18 protein-coding genes are annotated in these 24,246 nt (G+C 29.1%); 3 read left to right on the forward strand and 15 right to left on the reverse strand.

Features of this window, described 5'->3' with window-relative positions; translation table 11 throughout:
* The first annotated feature begins 224 nt into the window (after nucleotides 1-224).
* Nucleotides 225-431: a FeoA family protein gene (locus M2325_RS07665; RefSeq protein WP_209591589.1), complete on the forward strand. Its 207-nt coding sequence runs from the start codon at nucleotides 225-227 to the stop codon at nucleotides 429-431.
* Between the two features lie 55 nt (nucleotides 432-486).
* On the opposite strand, the gene M2325_RS07670 is transcribed toward M2325_RS07665, so the two are convergent.
* The 12 genes from M2325_RS07670 to M2325_RS07725 form a co-directional block, all read right to left on the reverse strand.
* Nucleotides 487-1,413, reverse strand: a complete 927-nt coding sequence (locus M2325_RS07670; RefSeq protein WP_209591588.1) for a sugar phosphate isomerase/epimerase family protein — start codon at nucleotides 1,411-1,413, stop codon at nucleotides 487-489.
* 187 nt (nucleotides 1,414-1,600) lie between these two features.
* Nucleotides 1,601-3,409, reverse strand: a complete 1,809-nt coding sequence (locus M2325_RS07675; RefSeq protein WP_209591587.1) for a DUF128 domain-containing protein — start codon at nucleotides 3,407-3,409, stop codon at nucleotides 1,601-1,603.
* Between the two features lie 226 nt (nucleotides 3,410-3,635).
* Nucleotides 3,636-4,445: a hypothetical protein gene (locus tag M2325_RS07680; protein WP_209591586.1), complete on the reverse strand. Its 810-nt coding sequence runs from the start codon at nucleotides 4,443-4,445 to the stop codon at nucleotides 3,636-3,638.
* 124 nt (nucleotides 4,446-4,569) lie between these two features.
* Nucleotides 4,570-5,730: a DUF1803 domain-containing protein gene (locus tag M2325_RS07685; protein WP_209631969.1), complete on the reverse strand. Its 1,161-nt coding sequence runs from the start codon at nucleotides 5,728-5,730 to the stop codon at nucleotides 4,570-4,572.
* Nucleotides 5,731-5,871: 141 nt separating this feature from the next.
* Complete coding sequence (locus M2325_RS07690; RefSeq protein ID WP_209591584.1) at nucleotides 5,872-7,056, reverse strand: methyltransferase; 1,185 nt, start codon at nucleotides 7,054-7,056, stop codon at nucleotides 5,872-5,874.
* 186 nt (nucleotides 7,057-7,242) lie between these two features.
* Complete coding sequence (locus tag M2325_RS07695; RefSeq protein WP_209631970.1) at nucleotides 7,243-8,418, reverse strand: class I SAM-dependent methyltransferase; 1,176 nt, start codon at nucleotides 8,416-8,418, stop codon at nucleotides 7,243-7,245.
* 77 nt (nucleotides 8,419-8,495) lie between these two features.
* Nucleotides 8,496-9,671 (reverse strand): methyltransferase, encoded by a 1,176-nt coding sequence (locus tag M2325_RS07700; RefSeq protein WP_259052556.1) that lies wholly within the window; start codon nucleotides 9,669-9,671, stop codon nucleotides 8,496-8,498.
* Nucleotides 9,672-9,950: 279 nt separating this feature from the next.
* Complete coding sequence (locus M2325_RS07705; RefSeq protein WP_209591581.1) at nucleotides 9,951-11,129, reverse strand: ABC transporter substrate-binding protein; 1,179 nt, start codon at nucleotides 11,127-11,129, stop codon at nucleotides 9,951-9,953.
* A gap of 386 nt (nucleotides 11,130-11,515) precedes the next feature.
* Nucleotides 11,516-12,706 carry an ABC transporter substrate-binding protein gene (locus tag M2325_RS07710; protein ID WP_209591580.1) on the reverse strand — a complete coding sequence of 397 codons (1,191 nt, stop codon included), beginning with the start codon at nucleotides 12,704-12,706 and terminating at the stop codon, nucleotides 11,516-11,518.
* A gap of 275 nt (nucleotides 12,707-12,981) precedes the next feature.
* Nucleotides 12,982-14,169, reverse strand: coding sequence for an ABC transporter substrate-binding protein (locus tag M2325_RS07715; RefSeq protein ID WP_259052557.1), 1,188 nt, complete (start codon nucleotides 14,167-14,169; stop codon nucleotides 12,982-12,984).
* 312 nt (nucleotides 14,170-14,481) lie between these two features.
* Nucleotides 14,482-15,663: an ABC transporter substrate-binding protein gene (locus M2325_RS07720; protein ID WP_259052559.1), complete on the reverse strand. Its 1,182-nt coding sequence runs from the start codon at nucleotides 15,661-15,663 to the stop codon at nucleotides 14,482-14,484.
* A gap of 301 nt (nucleotides 15,664-15,964) precedes the next feature.
* Nucleotides 15,965-17,155, reverse strand: a complete 1,191-nt coding sequence (locus M2325_RS07725; RefSeq protein WP_259052561.1) for an ABC transporter substrate-binding protein — start codon at nucleotides 17,153-17,155, stop codon at nucleotides 15,965-15,967.
* Nucleotides 17,156-17,476: 321 nt separating this feature from the next.
* On the opposite strand from M2325_RS07725, the gene M2325_RS07730 reads away from it, so the two are divergent.
* Nucleotides 17,477-18,781, forward strand: a complete 1,305-nt coding sequence (locus M2325_RS07730) for a dicarboxylate/amino acid:cation symporter (protein ID WP_259052563.1) — start codon at nucleotides 17,477-17,479, stop codon at nucleotides 18,779-18,781.
* Nucleotides 18,782-18,940: 159 nt separating this feature from the next.
* Here the strand turns inward: M2325_RS07730 and M2325_RS07735 are convergent, their stop codons facing one another.
* Entirely contained in the window at nucleotides 18,941-19,639 is a 699-nt protein-coding gene (locus M2325_RS07735) for a cobalt-precorrin-7 (C(5))-methyltransferase (protein ID WP_259052565.1), read from the reverse strand.
* Between the two features lie 321 nt (nucleotides 19,640-19,960).
* Here M2325_RS07735 and cysS point away from each other — a divergent pair, with 321 nt between their 5' ends.
* Nucleotides 19,961-21,628, forward strand: a complete 1,668-nt coding sequence (gene cysS, locus M2325_RS07740) for a cysteine--tRNA ligase (RefSeq protein ID WP_259052568.1) — start codon at nucleotides 19,961-19,963, stop codon at nucleotides 21,626-21,628.
* A 160-nt stretch (nucleotides 21,629-21,788) separates the two neighbouring features.
* On the opposite strand, the gene M2325_RS07745 is transcribed toward cysS, so the two are convergent.
* Nucleotides 21,789-23,468, reverse strand: a complete 1,680-nt coding sequence (locus M2325_RS07745; protein WP_209591604.1) for an AMP-binding protein — start codon at nucleotides 23,466-23,468, stop codon at nucleotides 21,789-21,791.
* 243 nt (nucleotides 23,469-23,711) lie between these two features.
* Nucleotides 23,712-24,122 carry an acyl-CoA thioesterase gene (locus tag M2325_RS07750; RefSeq protein ID WP_209591573.1) on the reverse strand — a complete coding sequence of 137 codons (411 nt, stop codon included), beginning with the start codon at nucleotides 24,120-24,122 and terminating at the stop codon, nucleotides 23,712-23,714.
* Between the last annotated feature and the right edge of the window lie 124 nt (nucleotides 24,123-24,246).

A 24,246-nucleotide genomic window follows, 5' to 3' on the forward strand; every position in this document is an offset into this window, starting at 1 on the left:
CATCTATCTTTTATAGTATTTAAAGGTTTAAACCAAATTAAAAATTTTAACCTACGTTAATTAAGTAACTTTAATTAAATATATATAGTAGAAGATACATTGTATATTTAAGTTAGTTTAAATTATTTAATTATAATAAAAGTATTAAAGATTACTAAAATTATTATATTATTGAAATCAACTAAATTAATATCCATAACTAATAAAACATCAAGGGTGATTTTATGGAAAGTATTTTATCAAAAAACCCAGGTTCATACACTGTATTAGAAGTAAACGGTGGAGCTTGTAGAAAATTTTACGAACTCGGTATTATTCCAGGATGTAAATTGACCGTATTAAATAAAAGTCAAGGTCCTTTATTAGTTAGAATAGGAAACAGTAAAATAGCTATTGGTCGAGGAATGGCTGATAAAATCCTTGTAAAATAATAAAATATAGCTAAAAATAAAAAAATTTAAGCTTAATTTTTAAAACTTTAGAATTTTAAAATTCTAAAATCTCATAGATATGATTGATTTCCCCTGACATTATATCTATTTTTTGCTCTTTTGTCATTTCATTACCTTTATTAAATAATAGGTCATTTAATTCTAAAATAATTGAACTTTTGTAATTATATTTATAGACTAAATCATACAGAGATTTTTCAAATAATGATTTATAAGGTTCCTCGGAATGTATCAAAGAATAATGCTCTGATTTTTTAGAATCTAAACCTGAAATGTGAATATTAGAAATTTTTGAAGTATCAACTTTTCTTAAAAATTCTGCCACGTCAGCATTTGCGTGCACAAAATCAAGTGTAAACCTTAATTTTTCGTATTTACCCAAATAATAGTTTATTTCTTCGGGTGTTTTACATAGTTTATTCAATAACTTCGGTGAATTCTCAATAGATAGTACTATTTCCTTTTTTATTAATTCGTCAACTTGTTGAACAGATTCTAATTCACTATATTCTATATATTCGTTAAATTTAGAACAAAGCCTTATATAATTAGTTAAATATGCGTATTCTTCATTAATACGGGGTAATCTTTTAGCACTTCGTTGACCCGCATGGAAAACCATGTGTTTTGCGCCATAAAATTTTGCAACGTGTAAAGCCCAAAAAGTTTCCTCCAAGGTGATATTCCGGAGATTTTCATTTGTAGACGCAGGATTTAACTCTAAATAAGGTGAATGTATACTTAAATAATCTATTTTACTCATTTCTTTTTTTAAATTTCTCAAATAGTCTTCATCATACCTATTTTTCCAAAATTCCGGATTTTCTACGACAAATTCAAAACATGATAGCCCCAATTCCTTAACGGTGTCTATTATCTCTTCTATAGGATATTCCCAAAAAAATAACGATGTAACCCCAATACAAGGTCTTAAGCGTTTCGATTTTATTAATTCAGACATCTAACCCCTCTTCAGTGTCTTTAATATAATACATTAATAATTTCTGTAATATGTAAAATTCATATCTTGTAGTATAATATATGAAAAATAGGCAATATATAACTTATGAAATTTAATACAACATTAAAAATAAAAATAAAAATAAAATATGATGTTAAAATATTAAAAATAAAATTAAAAAAGCTGATTATAAAATTAAGTCATAATCGTCTAATTCTGAATAATCCATTATTCTATAATGTGTTTCAATTTTTACAGGTATTTTATTAACATTTAAGTATGCAAATGGATTTGTGCCCCCCAAAGTTACATATCCTAGCATTTCGCTTTCTACTCTTATACCGCACAAGTCATTGTTTGGTTTGCCATATTCTAAAATCGAATTCCAACCTAAATCGTCGTAAATTTCTTCAATTTTTGATTTTGAGAACATTGGTACCTTTCTAATGCCTGCTAATAGGGTGGTTTTGCCATCCGATTTATCAAAAAATACCTCGTGAGGGTCTAAAGAAGTACCTTCGTAAGATATAGCTTCTATAAACCTCATTTCGGGTCTTTCTAATAAGCCTCCATAGTATGGAAGTACGGGGATTTGATTATTAAGAAGTATACCATCAAAAGTCAATGAGCAAATTGTATAAATATTTAAGAAACCATTTTTAACATCTTCTTCAATCTTTAATTTATTAGAAATCGATAAATCTTTTTTGTATACTTCTTTTAATAATTTTAAAACATCTTCTTCATTTTTTTCATTTTCGAGCTTATTTAGCTGATTTAAATCTATTTTTGCCATATTTACAATAATTTGACCTGATTCATTCTTTATATCAAATTTTACTTCGTGCATCATCGAAATCATTTTTGATAAAACGGGTTTGACGTTATAATCTTTTAAAACATTTAAACGTTTTAAATCTTCTATATTGCATATGTCATAACCCTTTGTAGTAGGTTTACCGTAGTTTTTAAACTTGTACTTGTTTAAAAAGTCGTCAGTAACTTCTATTGGTTCGATAATGTTTTCCTTAGGCACTGGAATTTTTGGATTGTCTATTATATTAGTACTCGGATTAATTTCTAAGGCATAACCTAGCTCCACAGGTGGGCAAAGCGGAGTAAGACCGCCTATTAGAGCTACTCCTATCTCTTCATCGTTTAAATTTATTCCCAGTATGTTATTTTCCCCGTAACATATAACAGATTTCAAATCATCTTTTTTCAAAAGCTGTTTAAAGTCATTCAACTTTGACTTTGGAATAACCCTAAAATTAGCAGGTATGTATCCTTCGCCATTTTCCATTACACCCAATACATCGGTCTTTTTTTGCATTATGAAAGCTATTAATGGGTCTACGGATGATTTTTTGAATTCAATGACACCTTTAAAGTTAACAGGCTCACCGTCTTCATATTTAACAACCCCGCCGTGTTTTGGCATAGGCATTATTCCATTTTTAATCAAATAATTGTCAAAATTCACATTACACAGTGTTTCAACTTTTAATTTTGAAATATTGTTTGTTATTTCATTTGTCAATCCTTCCATTTTTAAATAATTTCCAGTGCTAAAACCTTTCATAAAACTAGATAAAATTAAATCTTTTAATTTATCAACGGTTTTATTCCCCAAGTTTATATCATTTGTATTATTTAAACTACCTTCTAAATCAAATATTCCTGTGTTTATAATTATTGTTTCTGGATAGTTATTTTTTATAATTTTATCATATATATTGGCGGAAACGGAACCTATACGGTGAGCTACATTAGCTTTTTGTAATTCTTCAGTTCCTTTTTCGGTTATAATCCTGCCGGAATAACCTACTCGCTTTGTTAGTTCTTCATCATCCATAGATTGTAAATGGTATCTAACCGCACGTTCTCCTATCTCGTATCCGCGTAATTTTAAATCTTCGGCTATTATTTTAGCCCCTATTGGTTTATCATATTTTGAGAGTAAATTCAAAATCGCAATATTTAGGTTTTTAGTCATTTGGGTCCCTCACCTAAATTAAAATTATATAATAAGTTGAATATGTTTAATTTGTTATATATAACTATATATTTTAAATTAGCAAATTTTATCTAAAAAAATAATATAAAAGAAACGAAATAATTAAAAATAGACTAAAAAAATAGAAAATAAAATAGAAAATAAAATAGAAAATAAAATATAATAGTAGTAATAGGTAATAACTTAATTATTATTTGTTATTTATTTAATTAGGTAAGCTATCTACTATATCAATGCTGTTAGCGATTAAAATACCAGGGTAACTTCTTAACATGATTTTTCCTTCTACTTTAAGTACTGAACCAGATTTTATGTCCTCTTCATTACATAATACTTTTGTTTCAGGACTTACTCTTATAAATAATGGGGTATTAGCGCTTGTGTTTATTTTTATATCGTATACGCCATTTTCATCTTTTTCCGAAATGTTTACGATGGTTCCGTATGTGTAACTTGGTAATTCGTATTCTTTTATTACTTCTACGCTGTTAGCAACCAAAATACCCGGGTAACTCATTAACATAATGTCTCCTTGTACTTTAATAGCTGCTCCTTCTTCAATTTCCCCAGTGGTAGTTATGATTTTGGTTTCATTTGTTACGCCAATAAATAAGACTGTTTTTTCACTTGTGTTTATTTTTATTTTGTAATTACCGTGTTCGTCCTCTTCTAAAATTTCTATAATTTTACCGTATGTATAATTTTCTTCTAATTCTAATTCGCTAGTTTTATTTTCATCTGTGATATTATTTGAATTATTAATATTGTCAATATTATCTGTATTATCGGAGGTATCTTCAGTATTAAATCCGAAGAAATTTAAAATTTTATTCCATATATCCACTAATAAGTTAGATACTGTATATTCGTTATTTGTTTCTGTTTCATTGATTTCGGCACTTATCAAAACTGGTTTGACATTTTCAGAGCTCGAATTTTCCGAGATTGCAAAAACTGGCACGGTAAATAAAGAACCGATTACCATTAATAGCATTGCAAGTTTTTTTATATTCATTTTATCACCAAATAATACTATGCCTTAAAAATTATATATAAATAAAGATTATGTAAGGAATTGACCGAACAATATAAATGATAAAAATATATGAAAAATAGCAATAAAAATATAAATGATTTATTTAATTTCTAATTTTTTTAGCAATTACGATAAGATGACCTTTTTTTATATTATTGTGATAATTATTTATATCTTTTAAAGATTTTTTCTCTTCCAACGAGAAAATATCTACTATTTCAAAGCCTTTTTCTTCTAAATGAGTTATATATCCATCCAAATTTAAGCTATTTTTTAAGGTATGGCAAACTTTTCCTTTTTTGGCCCCTGCAAAACTAAACATATTCCAATCCATATTATCGAAAGCTTTTCTAGTAGCGTATTTTTTACTAGTATTTTCAGGAAAAATTTGTTTAGCTGCAAATATGCCGTTTAAAGCCGTTGCTTCACAAATTTTATCAAGTACTTCAGGAGTTTTACAATCTGGACTATTTGACGTAAATATTAGGTCATAGCCTTCTGGATTTGAATCATCCAGCGTATCCACAAAGTTATTTTTAAAATAATTGCCTGGTATTATGGATACTCTTTCAGAGCCATATTCTTCAATATATTTTTTTGTTTCTTCACAAATTTTAGGTAAATCAAACACTTTACATTTTGAGTCTTCATTTAAGTATGATAAAGCGATACCGTATAAACCGTGACCGCCTGCAACATCTAAAATGCTTTTGGCATTTTTAATGTCTTCAAAGCCTTTTAAATAGTCAATAGTAGATTTTAATTCACCTGTCCTACAATCAATTGCCATTCTTTTAACTGCTTCAGGGGAGGAAGAACCTTTTTTAGTTTTTAATTCTCCAGATTTTAAAGTTTTATCAAGATTAAGCCACTTTTCAATAAATCGTGTGTTTTTATGATATCGGATAAGACTACCCATATTACTAAATTCCGATTCTTGATTTAAATAAATCTTTGCAACTTCTGAAGTTTCGTAATATATTATATTGCTGTCATAAGACCGATTATATCTCTTTATTAATCCAAATTGAACTAAAGCATCTAATATGCTTTCTAATAAATTATCATTTTCCTTAAAATCTTGTTTGATGTACCAAGACGCTATTTCTTCAAAAGTTTTTGGTTTTTCTAGTAGTCCAAATACATTATAATCTAAACAGTACTTTAATAAAAAGAATTTTCTTAAACCTATGTACGCGTCTTCAAAAAGATTTTCTATTTGTTCGGGCCCTACACTAGGGGTCTCTAATACATTTTTTGCCATTTCTCCACACCCTTTGGATATTTATTCTAATTATTTTTAATTATTTTTAATTATTTTTAATATACTAATATACTAATATATTTTATCGAAAATATTGTATATTTAAAAAATTATATTATAAAATAAAAAAGATAAATTTAATTATTCTCTAATTTTTTTAGCAACTACAATATGATTACCTGTTTTTATATTGCTGTAGTGGTGTTTTTTAACAGCATGATGGTGATTTTTGTCACTGTTTAAAGATTTCTTGTCTTCTACAGAGAAAATACCCAATATTTCAAAGCCTTTTTCTTCTAAGTAGCTTACATATCCGTCTAAAGTTAAACTATTTTCAAAGGTGTAGCAAACTTTTTCTTTTTTAGTTCCCGTAAAACTAAACATATTCCAATCTATACCGTCAAAAGCTTTTTTAGTAGCGTATTTTTTACCGATATTTTCTGGGAAGGCTTGTTTATTTGCAAATATACCATTTAAAGCCGTTGCTTCACAAATTTTGTCAATCACTGCTGGATTTTTACCCCCTGGATTGTATGAACTAAATATTAAATCATACCCTTCTGAATTTGAATCATCTAGCGTATCTATAAAATTATCTGTAAAGAAGTTACCTGCTACTGTTGATACCCTATCAGAACCATATTCTTCAATGTATTTCTTTGTTTCTTCGCAAACTTCAGGTAAATCAAACACTTTACATTTTGAGTCTTCATTTAAGTATGATAAAGCGATACCGTATAAACCGTGACCGCCTGCAACATCTAAAATGCTTTTGGCATTTTTAATGTCTTCAAAGTGTTTTAAATAGTCAATTGTTAATTTTAATTCGCCTGCTCTACAATCAATTGCCATTCTTTTGATTATGTCGGGGAAGAAAGAACCTTCTTCAGTTTTTAACTCTCCGGATTTCAAAGTTTCTTCTAAGTTAATCCAACGGTTTGCCCTTTCACCGTAGGTGAAGAAAGGAGCTAACGAGTCTATTTTGCTAAATTCTGAATTTGGACTTAAGTATGTTTTTGCTATTTCGGTAGATTTATAAACTACATTTTCTGAGTTGTAAGAAGTGTGATAAACCTTTACTAATCCAAACTGGATTAAAGCATCTAAAATGCTTTCTAATAAATTATTATTGGGTTTAAAACCTTGCTCTTCAAACCATACTGCGATTTCTTCAAAAGTTTTGGGTTTTTCTAGGAGTTCAAAGACATTATATTGTAAACAGTACTTTAATAAAAAGAATTTTCTTAAACCTAAGTAAGCATCTTCAAAAAGATTTTCTATTTGTTCAGGTCCAACTTTTGGGGTCTCTAATACATTTTTAGCCATTTTTTCACCATAACTTTTTTTATTAATTTTTAAATGCTATTATTTTTAATTTAAGTTATAATTAGCATAATATAATGAATAATTGGTTTAATTTAAGAATTTAAATAGGAATTATTCTATTAATTATTATTTTATTAGCTTATTATTTTATTTTTATTTAATATTCATTTTAGAATTATATTTTTACTATGCCTTTACTTTTTTAGCAACGATTATATAGCTTCCCATCTGGTTGTTCATTAGTTTAGGGTTACATTTATAGCTAACTTCATTTTTAACGCTTTTTCTTTCGTCAAATGAATATATGTCTAATAATTCAAAGCCTTTTTCTTTCATATAACTTAAGTATCCATCTAATGTCAAATCGTTTTTAAAAGTATTGCTTGCCCCTTCTTTTCCGAGTGCAGAGAATGAAAACATATTCCAATCGATATTTTCAAAACTTTGTCTAAGCTGGTATTTATCCCCAATTCCTTCTGAAAATATTTGTTTATTTACAAATACCCCATTTGGAGCCATTGCGTCGTAAATTTTATCAATTACTTCAATACTTTTACAACCTGGGCTATGGGATGTAAATACTAAATCATACCCTTCTGGGTTATCGGAATCTAATGTTTCGACAATTGTACCTTTGTAATAGTCACCAGGTGCGGTAGTTACTCTATCGGAACCGTATTCTGCAATGTATTTCTCTGTTTCTTCGCAAACTTTTGGTAAATCAAATATTTTACATTTTGAGTCTTCATTTAAGTATGATAAAGCGATACCGTATAAACCGTGACCGCCTGCAACATCTAAAATGCTTTTGGCATTTTTAACTTCCTCAAATTGAGATAAATAATCAATTGTAGCTTTTAATTTACGTGAACGGCAATCAGTAACCATTCTTCGAACTGCTTCACTGAAAAATGAGTTTTCCTTTAATTTAGGTTCTTTTCCCATAAATGTATCTTCTAAATTAATCCATTTTTTAGCTCTGCCTTTGTATGTAAGTAATGGTGATACGGAGTCTATTCCACTAAATTCAGATTTTGGATTTAAGTAAATATTTGCAACTTCAGAAGTCTCGTAATAAGTTTCGGCACTGTTATGTGACCGATTGTATTTATTTACTAATCCAAATTGCACTAATGCATCCAATACATTCAATAGCAAATTATCATTGGATTTAAAACCTTTTTCTTCAAACCATATTTTAAGTTGTTCAAAAGTTTTTGGCTCTTCTAGAAGTTCATACATATTGTACTTTAAACTGAATTCCATTAAGTAAAATTTTCTTAAACCTAAATATGCATCTTCAAAAAGATTTTCAATATGTTCTGGCCCTAATTTTGGACATTCCATTACGTTTTTGCTCATTTTTTCCACCTAAATTAATAAATTAGTAAATAATATAATACTATATTAGTAAATTAGTAAATAATATGTTAAATCAATTATTGTTTTATTTTTTTAGCAACGACTATATAACTCCCCATTTTGTTAGTCATTATTTTAGGGTTGCATATATAACTTGGCTGATTTTTAACGCTTTTTCTTTCCTCAAGTGAATATATATCCAATATTTCAAAGCCTTTTTCTTCCATATAACTTAGATATCCATCCAGTGTTAAATCATATTTAAAAGTGTTATTAATTCTTGATTTCTCGAATCCTGAAAATGAAAACATATTCCAGTCTATATTTTCTAAACTCTTTTTAACGTTGTATTTATCACCAATACCTTCCGTAAATATTTGTTTATTTATAATTAAACCATTTAAAGCGGTTGCTTCACAAATCTTGTCTATTATTTCAGTTGTCTTACAACCGGGGCTATTTGACGTAAATATTAAATCATAGCCTTCAGGGTTTGAATCATCCAGTGTTTCTACAAAGTCATTTTTGAAATAATCGCCAGGTAGTGCAGATACTCTATCAGAGCCGTATTCTTCAATGTATTTTTTTGTTTCTTCACAAACGTGTGGCAATTCATATATCTTACATTTTGAGTTTTCATTTAAGTATGATAAAGCTATACCATACAAACCGTGACCGCCTGCAACATCCAAAATGCTTTTAGCGTTTTTAACTTCCTCGAATTGTGATAGGTAATCTAGGGTATATTTTAACTTACCTGCTCGGCAGTCTAAAACTGTTATCTTAACTAAATCAGTGAAAAACGATTTTTCCTTTACTTCTAGCTTTTTTTCTTTCAATGCGTCGTCTAATTTAGTCCATCGCTTAGCTCTGTTTTTATATAGTAAATAAGGTGAAACTGTATCTATCCCGCTAAATTCGGATTTTGGGTTTAAATAAATATTTGCAACTTCTGCAGTTTCGTAATAGATTTTATCGTCATTATAAGACCGGTTATAGCTATTTACTAACCCCAATTGGACTAAAGCATCTAATATGCTTTCTAATAAATTATTATTTGGTTTAAAACCCTGCTCTTCAAACCATACAGCGACTTCTTCAAAAGTTTTTGGTTTGCTTAGGTATTCATACATATTATACTTCAAAGTGAAATATAATAAGTAGAATTTTCTTAAACCTAAGTAAGCATCTTCGAAAAGGTTTTCTATTTGTTCGGGTCCTACACTAGGGGTTTCTAATACATTTTTAGCCATTTAACTGCCTCGGTATTATTAATTAATTGATTAATTAATTTGTTAAAAGTTTTAAAATATTTGTAATTAGATTACGTGATACTATTGATAATATTTGTAAAATTTATAAGATTGATAAGATTGATAATATTTGTATTGCTAAATAATTAATATATAGTATCTTATTAGGTAATGTCTTATTAAATAATAACTAATTTAATCAAATAAAAAAAATAAGTAAATGGAAATTTTATAATTTTAATTCTTTTACTTATTTATCATTTTTTTACAGTACGTGATTTATAAATCTTCCAATTTTTCGAAACCTAAATTTCTATCGGAAAGTCTTTCATAAGCTGGCTTTCCAGTGAAGAAAGTATATAATTCGTCTGCTTTTTCAACAGGGTCGATGTCTTCAAACTGTTCTGGATAAAGTACCTTACCAATGTAGTAAGAATCTGCTATTCCACTAGCTTTGTTAAATCCATACCAGCAGTATGGGATTAATCTGTAGGTATTACCATTTTTAACAGCGTCTAAATTGCCAAATTCCGGCTTCTCTAAATCTTTTAAAATTAAATCCATTGAAGCTGAATTTATAAATAAATAATCTGGATTCCAAGTCACCAATTGTTCATCACTTACGCTATAAACTTTACCTTTTTTTGAAATATTGTACGCTACGTTGTTAGCCCTATTATTAGCGCCTAAAAATTCGAAAGGCATCCAATGTGGGTCAGTTGTAGTTATACCGTGTCCGCCACTGTATACTCTACCGCCAATATAGATACTTGGACGTTTATCTGATTTTGAAGCTCTAGTCCTCAAATCTAATTTACATTCTTCTAATTTATTTACTACAGCGTCAGCTCTTTCTTCTTTACCCAATACTTTACCCATTACTCTTAATGATTCTGAATATTTTTCGTTTTGGTCTTCTGAACCGGTTGTATCCATGAAAACTACTACAACAGGAACACCTATTTTCTTTTGGATTTCGTCTGCTAAATCAGCTTGATAACCTAAGAATATCATATCAGGATTTGCAGCAATAATTTTTTCGTAGTAATAGCCAGAACCTGCTTTACCGACCACTGGTAAATCTGTTAATTCCGGGTTTGCTGCAACATAAGGTAATGCCATAGCACTATCTTTATTACCTTCTGCAACTTCTACGCCTACTACTTTATCAACTGCGTCTAAATAAACTATTTCTCTTAAACAACAGCCTAAACCAATTACGCGATTTACGTTTTTCGGCACTTGCACTGTCCTACCTGCCATGTCTGTAACAGTTATGAATTCCGTATTTTTATCTGCATCTAAACCTTTTGGGTCTAGATTATTGTTCCCCTCGTTGCTTTTAATGTCATTCGTTGATTCAGTACTATCGCCAATACATCCACAACTCATTGCTACGATTGCTATCATAAGTACATTAAAAGCCATTATAATTGATTTTTTCAAAGCTTTAGACATTTTATCGTCCTTTGGTTACTTCCATATTTTTTAGTATATTTTTTAGTATATCTTTTAGTTTAAAATTTATTTTTAATTATTTAATTCCAATTATGTTATTATATTGAGGACAAATAATTAAATGGTTGGTAATAATTTTTTAGAATTTATGAATTGATATTCATACAAATTAAGAAATAGTATTACTAATTAATATAATTTGCGATATAATCACAATAGAAAAACTAATTTATAAAACTAAAAATAAAAAAGATAACAATTAACAGGTTTAAACAATTATAACTCTTAAAAAATCGAAAATAAATCTAGGATTTATAAAATAAGTTCAATTACTTAAAATATAAAATATGGATAATAATTAGGTATATATATCATCATATAGTGCATTATTCAGCCTCCCATTTTCCGAATTTTAAGTTATATTCGGAGAGTTCATTGTATACCGGTTTTCCATTAAAGAATGTATGTATTTCGTCAGCCTTTTCGATAGGGTCAATATCCTCAAACTGCTCTGGATAGAGTACTTTGCCAATGTAATAAGAATTTGCCAAAGCATTATCTTCATTAAATCCATACCAGCAATAAGGTAATATTGTATACATTTTATTTTCAGAAACTGCTCTTAAACTTTTAAATTCCGGTCTTTTTAATTCTTTTGCTATTTTAGGCACTGTGGCGGAATTCGCAAAAATATATTCTGGATTCCAAGATATTAATTGTTCCTTGTTTACCGTACAGTCGTTACTTACTTCTGAAATATTATAAGCAACGTTATTTGCCCTATTATTTGACCCTAAGAATTCAAATGATGGCAAATGCGGGTCAGTTGTAGTTAATCCAGTAACTCCTCCAAATACCCTACCTGCAACGTAAATACTAGGTTTTTTATCAGATTTTGAAGCTCTTAAAGCTAAATCTGTTTTATATTCTTTCATTTTACTTAATATTTCTTCAGCTCTTTCTTCTTTATCTAATATTTTACCCATTAATCTTAAAGATTGTCTGTATTTATTATTTTGAGTACCCGTACCCGTAGGGTTAATATAAGTAACTACTACTGGTATACCCACTTTTTCTTGTATATCGTCCGCTGATTCAGCATTGAAACCTATAAATATTACATCAGGCTTCACTTTTATAATTCGTTCATAGTAATAATTAGAACTCGCTTTACTTACTTGAGTTAAATCCATTAATTCCTTATTTGCAGCAATATATGGCATTCTAGTACCTACTTTTTTATCGCCTTCTTTTACCTCGACACCAACTACTTTATCCTTAGCACCTAAGTAAATTACTTCCCTTAATGAAGAGCCCAAACCAATTACTCTATTAACTTTTTTTGGAACTTTAACGATTCTACCTGCCATATCTGTAATTTCTATGTATTCTACATTTTTATCTAAGTTATTATCAATAGTATTGGTGCTATTATTGATAGTAACGCCATTATCTTTATCTTCATCTATTATTACGGGAGTTGCAGCCCCGCCCATACACCCGCAACTAATTGTTATTAATACAAGCATAAACATACCGAATAGTATATTTTTTGGCTTTTTTAAATTTTTATCCATATTGTCCTCCCAATTATATCATTTATTTATTATTTTATTTTATCAAAGTATTATATCAATAGTTAATCACACTTAATTAATTAAAATTAATATATTTAATTGTAGTTAAATAGTTTAATAATACTTAATATTAGTACAATACTATATAAATTTAACTGTTAACCTAACTAATAAATAAAAATAATAAATAAAAATAATAAATAAAAATAATAAATAAAAAAGACGATAATATTATTTAATTAGTTAATTACTATTTTAATTATTTTGGAGTCATTTTATTGATTTTCTGACCCTAATTCTAATTTTTTAAACCCGCCTATTTTTCCAGTTAAATCGTCATAAGCTGGTTTTCCATAGAAGAATGTGTATACTTCGTCTGCTTTTTCAACAGGGTCAATATCCTCAAACTGTTCTGGATAAAGTACCTTTCCAATATAGTAAGAATCTATTATCGCTGTACCTTTATTATATAAGTACCAACGGTATGGTAATACCTGATAAACGTTATTATTTGAAACTGCATCTAAGTTTTTGAATTCTGGTTTTTGAAATTCTTTTGAAACTTTATCTATTGAAATAGAACTTATAAATATACATTCTGGGTTCCATTCTAATAATTGCTCTTTACTTATTGCCATACCTTTACTTTCGTTACAAAGGTCATAAGCCACGTTGTTTGCTTTATTATTAGCGCCTAAATATACTAATGGTGGCCATTTTGCGTCTGTCGCAGTTAATCCATTTATTCCTTGGTATGCTCTACCGCCCAGATAAACAGTTTGATTATTGGTGGACTTTGAAGCTCTTAAAGCTAAATCTGCTTTATATTCTTCAATTTTATTTAATATTTCTTCTGCTCTTTCTTCTTTATCTAATATTTTACCCATTAATCTTAATGATTGAGTATATTGTTCATTTTGATTTTCTGTACCCACAGGGGCTGTATAAACAACAACTACAGGAATTTGTAATTTTTCTTGCATATCATCTGCTACATCAGATTCATACCCTATGAATATAACGTCAGGGTTTATTTGCAAGATTCTTTCATAATATTGTTCAACGTTGCCTGATTCACTTACAATAGGCAAATCCATTAATTCTTTATGTGTTAATATATATAACGTTCTTGAACCTACTTTTTCATCACTTTCTAATTTTTCTACGCCGACTACTTTATCAGTCGCCTGTAAATAAACTATTTCTCGCAATGAAGAACCCAATCCAATTGTTCGGTCTACTTTTTTCGGCACTCGAACTGTTCTACCCGCCATATCTGTAACAGTTATGTATTCGGTATTTTTATCTAGATTATTATCTTTAATACTTATATTATCATTATCGGTAGTTGATGCGGTTGTCGGTTCAGTAACCTCACTCGTACAACCACAACTCATTAAGATAGTTACAACCGCAAAAATGCTTAAAATCGTAACTAATGATTTTTTCAGTGTTTTATTCATCTTATCTTCTCATATTTTCTCATCAGTTTTGTAGTTTGAAATCTAAATATACAATACTATTGTTACATATATAGTATATATAACCTTACTATTTGTAAAGATAAGTTTAATTAACTATTAAAAAGTAATACTAAATAATCCCCTATTAAATAACATTTAAAATAAAATATTATTTAGAGCATAAAAAATCATTGGGAAGTAATAATTCAATAAAATATTAAAAATATTAAAAATATTAATGTACTAACATAAAATAAAATAATAAAAATAATAAAAATCAAAGTAAAAAATAGAAAATAGGTAATAATTTAATTATTTTATGTTTACTTTTTCAAATCCTAAATTCTTTTTAGACATTTCTTCATATACGGGATTTCCATTAAAGAATATATATATTTCGTCTGCTTTTTCAACAGGGTCAATGTCTGCAAATTGGTCGGGATAAAGTATTTTTCCAATATAATAAGCGTCAGCTATTGCAGTACCTTTGTTGTAGGAATATAATCTGAAAGGAGGTACTTTATAAACGTTATCATTTTTAATGGCACTTAATTCTTTAAATTCTGGCTTTTCTAAGTCTTTTTCAACCATTTTAAATGCAGTAGATGGTATAAACATGTATTCAGGGTTCCAGTTTATTAATTGTTCTTCACTTACGGATACTCCTTTACTTACATTGTCAACACCATAAGCCACGTTATTAGCCCTATTGTTAGTTCCTAAATATTCGAATGGTGGCCATCTAGGGTCTGTAGTGGTTAAGCCATTTGTTCCATAATAGGCTCTACCTGGAATATATACACTTGGATTTTTATCAGATTTTGAAGCTCTTGACATTAAATCTGCTTCGTATTCTTTCATTTTGTCAATTATTTCATTGGCTCTTTCTTCTTTATCTAATATCTTACCCATTAATCTTAAGGATTGGTCATATTTTGCATTCTGTTCTTTTGAACCAATTGCAGTGGCATGAACAACAACTACTGGAATTTGTAATTTTTCTTGCATATCGTCTGCTATTTCTGCTTCCTGATTTCCTAAAAATATTACATCTGGGTTTGCTGTAAGGATTCTTTCGTAATATTGCTGGGTTTTACCTGCTTTATTTACAATAGGTAAATCCGCTAATTCTGGGTTTGCTAGCATATATGGCATTCTCATACCTATTTTTTCATCACTTTCTACTTCTTCTATACCTATAACTTTATCTTTTACGCCTAAGTAAACTATTTCTCTTAATGTACAGGCTAAACCAATTGTTCGGTCTACTTTTTTCGGCACTTGAACTGTTCTACCCGCCATATCTGTAACGGTTATGAATTCCGTATTTTTATCAGCATCTAAACCTTTTGGGTCTAAATTACTATTTTCGTCGTTGTTTTTAATGTCGCTTGATTCGGTAGCCTCACTCGTACAACCACAACTCATTACGATAGTTACGACCGCAAAAATGCTTAAAATCGTAACTAATGATTTTTTCAGTGTTTTATTCATCTTATCTTCTCATATTTTCTCATCAGTTTTGTAGTTTGAAATCTAAATATACAATACTATTGTTACATATATAGTATATATAACCTTACTATTTGTAAAGATAAGTTTAATTAACTATTAAAAAGTAATACTAAATAATAACGATTTAAATAATTTAAAAAATAAAATATTATTTAGAGCATAAAAAATCATTAAAAAATAATAATCTAAAAATCGTAAAATAAGATTAAAAATAAATAAATTAAAAAATAAAAATAAGATTAAAAAATAATAAAAAAATAATAAAAATAGAAGGATTAAATTATGCTTCTAATTTACCATATCCACCCATTCTATTGGCTATTTCTTCGTAAGCTACATTGCCGTCGAAGAACATATATATTTCGTCTGCTTTTTCTTCAGGGTCAATATCTGCAAATTGCTCTGGATAGAGTACCCTGCCCACGTAGTAAGCATTTGCTATTGCAGTATCTTTGTTAAATGCGTACCAGCAGTAAGGCAATACTTTGTACACTTTACCGTTTTTAACTGCATTTAATCCCTGGAATTCAGGTTTTACTAAATCAGCTGTAACTTCATTCATTGAAGCTTCGCTTACAAATATGTACTCAGGATTCCAAGATACCACTTGTTCTTTGCTAACTTCTTTACCTTCACTAATCTTTGAAACGTTATAAGCTATATTATTAGCTCCTAAAAATTCGAATGGTGGCCATCTAGGGTCTGTTGTTGTAATTCCATGAGCTCCGTTGTAAGCTCTACCTGCAACATATGCTGTTGGGTGAACTGTAGCTTTTGAAACTCTAGATTTTAAATCTTCTTTGTATTCTTCCATTTTGTCCAATACTTCGTTGGCTCTTTCTTCTTTATCTAATATTTTACCCATTAATTTTAAAGAGTCTTCATATTTTTTATTTTGACCTTCTGAGCCGATTGCTGCAGTGTAAACAACCACTACAGGAATGTTTAATTTACTTTGCAAATCTTCCGCTGCATCTTTATTATTTCCTATGAATATTACATCAGGATTCATTTTAAGAATTGCTTCATAATTATAGTTAGCTCCTGCTTTACCTGCTATAGGTAAGTCTATTAATTCAGGGTTTGCTGCTAAGTACGGTAATTCAGTACCGCAAGGGAATTTATCATCGTCAGATTTTGCTTTAACACTTTCCCTCATTTCTATTGCTATTACTTTATCTTCTGAATCTAAGTATACTATTTCTCTTAATGAACAGCCCAAGCCAATTATTTTATTTATTTTGGTTGGAACTTGTATGGTTCTACCTGCCATGTCTGTAACAGTTATGAATTCCGAGTTTTTGGTCGTTTCTACACCTTTACTTTGATTTAATTCATTGTTGGTGTTTGCACTATTGAGATTTGCGGAAGGTTCTGTATTTCCTCCAATACACCCACAACTCATTACAGTAGCTATGACCATAAAAACACTGAAAACCATAACCAATGATTTTTTTAAAGTTTTATTCATAATATCATCGTCTTTTTTGGTTTTAATTATATTAGTAATTTAGTTTTAACGTATAGTAATAATTTTTTAGAATTTATGAATTGATATTCATACAAATTAAGAAATAGTATTACTAATTAATATAATTTACGATATGATATTATCAAAACTAATATATTCTTATATTCTTATATTATTATTTAAGATTATATCAGGGTTATTTGCCGATATTAAGACTATTATTCACCTTTTTATTTAAAAAAGTTAATAAATGAATTAAATTAATCAAAAAGTATATAATTATGAAATATTAAAGTATATTTTATAACTTGGAGGTGCATTATGTCTAACAAAATAATAAATGCTTATACGAGCATACCGTTAGTTGCAAGAATGTTGGGTGCATTGGCTATTGGTTTACCTATTGGTTTGGCAATATCTTTCTACTCTCCCGATTTAATAAATGTTATTAGCGCTTATTTATCACCGTTTGGTACTGTTTTAGTAAACATGCTTAAAATGATTGTTATACCTATCATATTCTTCTCATTGATTTCAGGTGCTGCAAGTATACCACTTGGCAAGCTCGGAAGAGTAGGTATCAAAACTATTTTATGGTATTTAATGACATCATTGTTCGCATCATTATTTGGTGTTCTTGTTGCAATGTTATTTAACCCAGGTGTTGGTTTCACACCGCAAGAAGTTGCAAGCTCAGTTACACAAGTTGGTGTTCAGCCATCCGCCGATATCATTGGTATTTTATTAGGAATGTTTGCAAACCCATTTGCTTCCCTTGCTCAGGGTAATTTCTTGCCTATCATTGTTTTCGCAATTTTATTTGGTGTTGCTACAAGATTAGTGGCTGATAAACCACTCGATGAAGAAGAATCAAAAAGAGCATTCTCATTAATTGATTTTGCAAAAGCTGTTAACGCTTCAATGTTCAAAATTGTTAATTGGGTTATGGAATACGCACCGATTGGTGTTTTAGCTTTGACAATTGTAAACTTCGGAACTTACGGTTCCGATTTATTAGGAAGCTACGGACAAATCGTTATTGGTATCGTTCTCGGTATTATCGGATTAATAGCATTTGTATACTCCGGATTATTGGTTCTCATAGGAAGAGAAAATCCATTAAAGATATTCAACAAAATTAAAGAAGCAATGGTTACAGCATTTGCTACAAGAAGTAGTGCTGCTACTTTACCGGTTTCAATGGAAGTTGCAAGAGATGAATTGGGTGTAAAAGAAGAATTAGCTTCATTTACCTTACCTTTAGGTGCTACAATCAACATGGACGGAGTTTGTATTCACTTGCCAATGTGGGCTTTCTTCGCAGCAAACATGTTTGGTATCCCAATGACAATTGATTCAATCCTTGTAATGGTTATCACAACAGTTTTAGCTTCAATTGGTGCAGGCGGTGTTCCTGGTGGAAGTTTAATGCTTTTATTCATTATTTTAGGTACTATGGGATTAGCTCCAGAACAAATCGCAATTGTTGTTTCATTAGCTATCGCAGTGAACCCAATTTTGGATATGTTCGAAACTATGAACAACATCACAGGAGATTTGGTTATGACTTACTTAGTTGGTAAAACCGAAGGCTTAGTTGATGAAAACGTTCAAAAAAAGTTATAAATAATAAAAATAAAGATAAAAATAAAGATAAAAATAAAAATACTAAATCATAATCTGTCAAAAATAAAATAAAACGATATTAAAGAATAATTAAAGAATAACTAAAAAATAAATAAAAAATAAATAAAAATAATTATTTAATTTCTTTTTTAATTTCTTTTAAAAAGTTATAATACAAACAGCCATATATGAGAATTCCAAGCCATTTTCTATGTTTTTAAGTAATTCACCTAATTTATATGTACTTATTTTTTCATTAGGATAGGATAAATTTTCGCAAATTGTAATTCTTACATCTTTTAAGTGATAATCAACGTTTTTAAGATTAAAACTAACATTATTTTTGTTTAACATGTATTCAATGTCTTTTTTTATGTCACTTGGTAAAAATATTACACTGTGATTATTTATTACCATATTATACAGCAATTCTTGATTATGCTCTTTACCATGCAGTGTTAATATAGCGTAATCATCCCAAGATATTTTTAATCTTGCGCAAGCTACTTGTATCGAAGAAATGCCTGATATAACGGATATATCCTTTTTATCGACGCCTAAATTTATCATAGTCTTTAATAAACCACTAAAACACGGGTCTCCAGTAGATAGAATACCAATATCTTTATTTTTAAATTTATCGTCAAAAGCTATTTCTTTTAAAGTTTCTTTAAGATTTTTGGATAAATATATTATTTCTTTATTATTTAAATCGTTTGAATTGATAGAATCAATTGATTTAATCGATTCTATGCTTCTTTTGCTACCTACTAGAATATCTAGTTTCTCTATTGTATCTAGTGCTTTTAGGGTTATTAAATCGCTACTTCCTGCTCCTATTCCTATAATATAAATCATAGTTTCATCCAACGGTATAATCCTTTTCATTTTTTAATTTTAATTTTATTTTTTTATTTATTTTTTTATTTATTGATTAATCATATATCATAATTTACAGTATAGTTTATTCTATTTTTTTATCTTTTTATAACTTTAGATTTATATTTTATATCTTTTATTTCAAATTTGATATTAAATATATTGATGGAATAATCGATTATATGGTTTATATAATTTTACAAACATATTATTATACACACTATAAATTATAAAATAACTACATCCATATAAACTACAAGTCATACGATAAATACGATATAAAGCACGAGGTGTCAGGGTATGATACACCGAGAATCTCAAAATTCAGACTCTAATAATAGAGTACTAAGTGAAAAGGGATATTTTATTACCGTATACAACAGCTTAACAAATACTATGGAAAAATTCATTCCATTAGATAAAAAAGCTATAAAGATGTATATCTGCGGACCTACGGTTTACGATTCGTCACATTTAGGTCACGGTCGTACCTACGTATCTTTTGACGTAATAAAACGATATTTAGAACATAAAGGTTATAACGTTTATTTGGTCATCAATTTTACCGATATCGACGATAAAATAATAAATAAAGCTAAAAATCTTAAAATGGATTGTAAAAATATTTCTGAAGAAAATATAGATTCATTTTTAATAGATATGCTTTCTTTAGGGGTAGAGCCTGCAAATGTATATCCTAAGGTTACACAATCAATCTCTGAAATAATAGACTTTATAGGCGTGTTAATGAAAAAAGATTACGCTTATAAAACAACGGATGGAATTTATTTCAACGTTAGGAAATTTAGGGAATATGGTAGGCTTAGCAATATAAAAATAGACAAATTAAAATCTAAAGCTAAAGATAATAAAGAATTGGAAAATAAAGATAATAAAGAAAGAGAAAAAGAAATTAGCAATGCGACATCTGAAAAGTTAAATATGGAAGATTTTGCACTTTGGAAGTTTAACGAGCCAGTTTTTGAAGGAGATATTTGTGTAGAACCAGCTTGGGATAGCCCTTGGGGTAAGGGACGACCTGGTTGGCATATTGAATGCTCTGTAATGAGTGCAAAATATTTTGGAGAATGTTTCGATATACACGGAGGTGGGAAAGATTTGGCATTCCCTCATCACGAAAATGAAATAGCTCAAAGTGATAGTTATTTTGAAGCGCCTTGTGTAAAATATTGGATGCATACGGGTTTTGTTAGAGTAAATGGCGAAAAAATGAGCAAAAGCCTTGGGAATTTTGTAACCATTAAGGATATGTTACAAAAATATAATAAAGACACCTTAAGATTGTTCTTTATCCAAAGACATTATCGCTCGCCTCTTGATTATTCGGACGAATCCTTAACACACGTAAAAAATACATTGGATAAATTTGAAAATTCAATTAAAAAATTAATTTACTATTCAAAAGATTCTGAAGTTAAAAATAAGCTATCAATAACTGACGTAGAATTTATGAATATATTATATTCCTGTAGAAACAAATTTTATGATGCTATGGACGATGATTTTAACACCGTTGAAGCTATTAAAGTTCTTAACACTTTAATAACTGCTACAAATAAATATATGGCAGAATTAGAAAATTTAAAAAATTCTAATGCGAATACTTCTATCATAATACAAGCTTTAGAATTTTATAGGGACGTAGGCGAAGTATTTGGAATATTTGGCGATTTAAAGATTGATTGTTATTTAAATTGCTTAAAAAGGTATGGTTACGAAGAAGAGGTAAAAGAAAGTAGCGCTTGTATTGATAAAATAGCAAAAGCAGAGTTTAGCTTTGCTAGTGCGGGAAAAGTAGACGATTTAATGAAATTAGTAATTGAATTACGGGAAGATTTACGAGACAATAAAAATTATGAAATGGCGGACAAAATAAGAGATAAATTAGAAGAATTAGATATTATATTGGAAGATAACCCAAAAGGTACCCGATGGGTCATTAAATAACAAATTAAGAAAAATAGAACAGTTATTCAATTAACTAAGATAAATAAATTAAATAAATAAAATTAAAAATAAGGAAAAGGAATTTTATTTATTTTTATATTATTTTTTATATTATTTTTTATATTATTTTTTATAGTTTATATTTTATTTTTTAGTCTTTTTACAATTTAGTCTCATTTAGTCTTTTTTCAACTAATTCTTTACCAATTTGAGATAATTTGTATTTTTGAATTTTACCACTTGCTGTAAGTGGGTATTCTTCAACCATAAAGACGTATTTAGGCACCTTATATCGTGCAATTTTGGTAATTGCGTAGTCCCTTATGTCTTCTTCGGTTAAATCTACACCTTCTTCAAGAATTACAAATGCTCCAACGATTTCACCGTATTTTTTATCAGGAATGCCTACAACTTGAACGTCTTTTACGCCATCCATTGTATGAACAAATTCTTCGATTTCTCTAGGGTAAATATTCTCTCCACCTCTGATAATCATGTCTTTTATTCTTCCAACGATTTTATAGTATCCTTCATCGTCTTGTGTTGCTAAATCCCCACTGTGGAGCCATCCATCTTCGTCGATTGCCTCAGCGGTTTTTTCTGGCATGTTATAGTATCCTTTCATTACGTTGTAACCTTTACAGCAGATTTCACCTACTTGGTTTCTACCGAGTGTTTCACCTGTTTCTGGGTCTACAATTTTTACTTGACTGTGTGGTAGAGCCACACCTACGGTGTTAACTCTTTTATCAAGGCTATCTGTAGCCTTAGTTTGAGTAAATACCGGTGAAGCTTCCGTAAGTCCATAAGCTATTGTAACTTCAGACATATTCATCTCTTCGATTACTTTTTTCATTGCCTCTGTAGGACATGTTGAACCCGCCATAATACCCGTTCTCAATGAACTAAGGTCGAACATCTTAAACATAGGGTGGTTAAACTCTGCAATAAACATCGTAGGAACTCCATAGAGCGATGTACATTTTTCTTTTTGGACTGCTGCTAGTGCAAGTAATGGGTCGAATAATTCGAGCATTACAAGGGTACTACCGTGTGTTAAAACCGCCATAACGCCTAAAACTATACCAAAGCAGTGGAATAAAGGAACTGGTAAGCATAGCCTATCTTTTTCGCTATAGTGCATACTTTCCCCGATATAGAATCCATTATTTAAGATATTTCTATGCGTAAGCATTACACCTTTTGGAAAGCCTGTAGTTCCGGACGTATATTGGATATTTACCACATCGGTATTTTTAACTTGCTTTTTAGCTTCTTCAAGCTTATCATTTGGCAAGTGTTTACCCAATAACATGATTTCGTGCGTATTGTACATACCTCTATGTTTTTCAGGCCCTATATACATTATAGTTTTTAAATGAGGGTATGTTTCACTGTTTAACTCCCCTCGCTTCTGTGTTTTCAATTCAGGTATTAAATCGTAAACTGTTTCAATATAGTTTACATCCCTAAATTGGTCTACAATTGCCAAAGCTTTCATATCGGATTGCTTAAGCACGTAATCAAGTTCATGACTTTTATAAGCCGTATTAACGGTTACCGCTACAGCACCAATTTTTGCGGTTGCGAATACGAAAGTTAACCAGTCTGGGACGTTTCTTGCCCAAAGACCAACGTTATCGCCTTTAGATATACCAATCTCTAAAAGACCTTTCGCCATCATGTCAACACGTTCGTTAAATTCTCCGTAAGTAAATCTTAAATCTCTGTCTGGATAAACCATAAATTCTTGGTCAGGGTTTTTTGATACCATTTTTTCGAAGAATTCGCCGATTGTTTCTTCAGTAAATAGATTTCCGTAATCTAATGGTGTTTCCATATTTTCATAATAAACATTTCCTGTTTTTTCGACCATAACATCACATTTTAATTGTTTAATTGTTTGTTTAATTTTTATTATTAATTTTTACTTTAATTTACATCATAATTAGCTTAATTAATTCGGATTGAAATTGTAAAATTAAGATTGTAAAATTAATAATGTAAAAATGTAAAATGTAAAAAAGCAAATTAGTTGTTATTTAGCTATTATATTATTATTCATAAAATATTAATATAATATTTAATTTTTATCGAGTTCTATGTAATGTTCCATCAGTTGATTTCTTATGTCTTCTGGTATAGGAACTGATTTTTGTTCGATAAAATCAAAATGAACAACTACTGCTTTACCTTTTACACACAATACACCGTCTTGCCAAGCTTCGTGATACAAAGTAAATGACTTATTACCTATTTTACTAACGTAACTTCTTATTTGAACGTTTTTGCCCAATTCCATTTGGCTAACAAAGTCAAAGTCTGTGTGAGCCATTATAAGTTTCCAATCTTCATGTTTTGTTGATAAATTTGGGGTGAACATCTTGAAAAATGGATTTCGTGCCTGTTCAAACCATATTGCTACAACTGTATTGTTTATGTGGCGCAACCCATCAATATCGCCAAATCTTGGTTCTACGGTTATTTCGTACATATTATACACCAATTCAAGAATTTTACTAAGTTTAATAATTTTTTATTTTTAAATTCATTTTTAAATTCTGATTTTAGCTTTAATTTTTAATTTTCAGCTTTAATATTAATTCCTTTAATATTTT

Origin of the sequence: Methanococcus voltae PS, from assembly GCF_024807035.1 — an archaeon.
GTDB lineage: Archaea > AGJL01 > Methanococci > Methanococcales > Methanococcaceae > Methanococcus > Methanococcus voltae.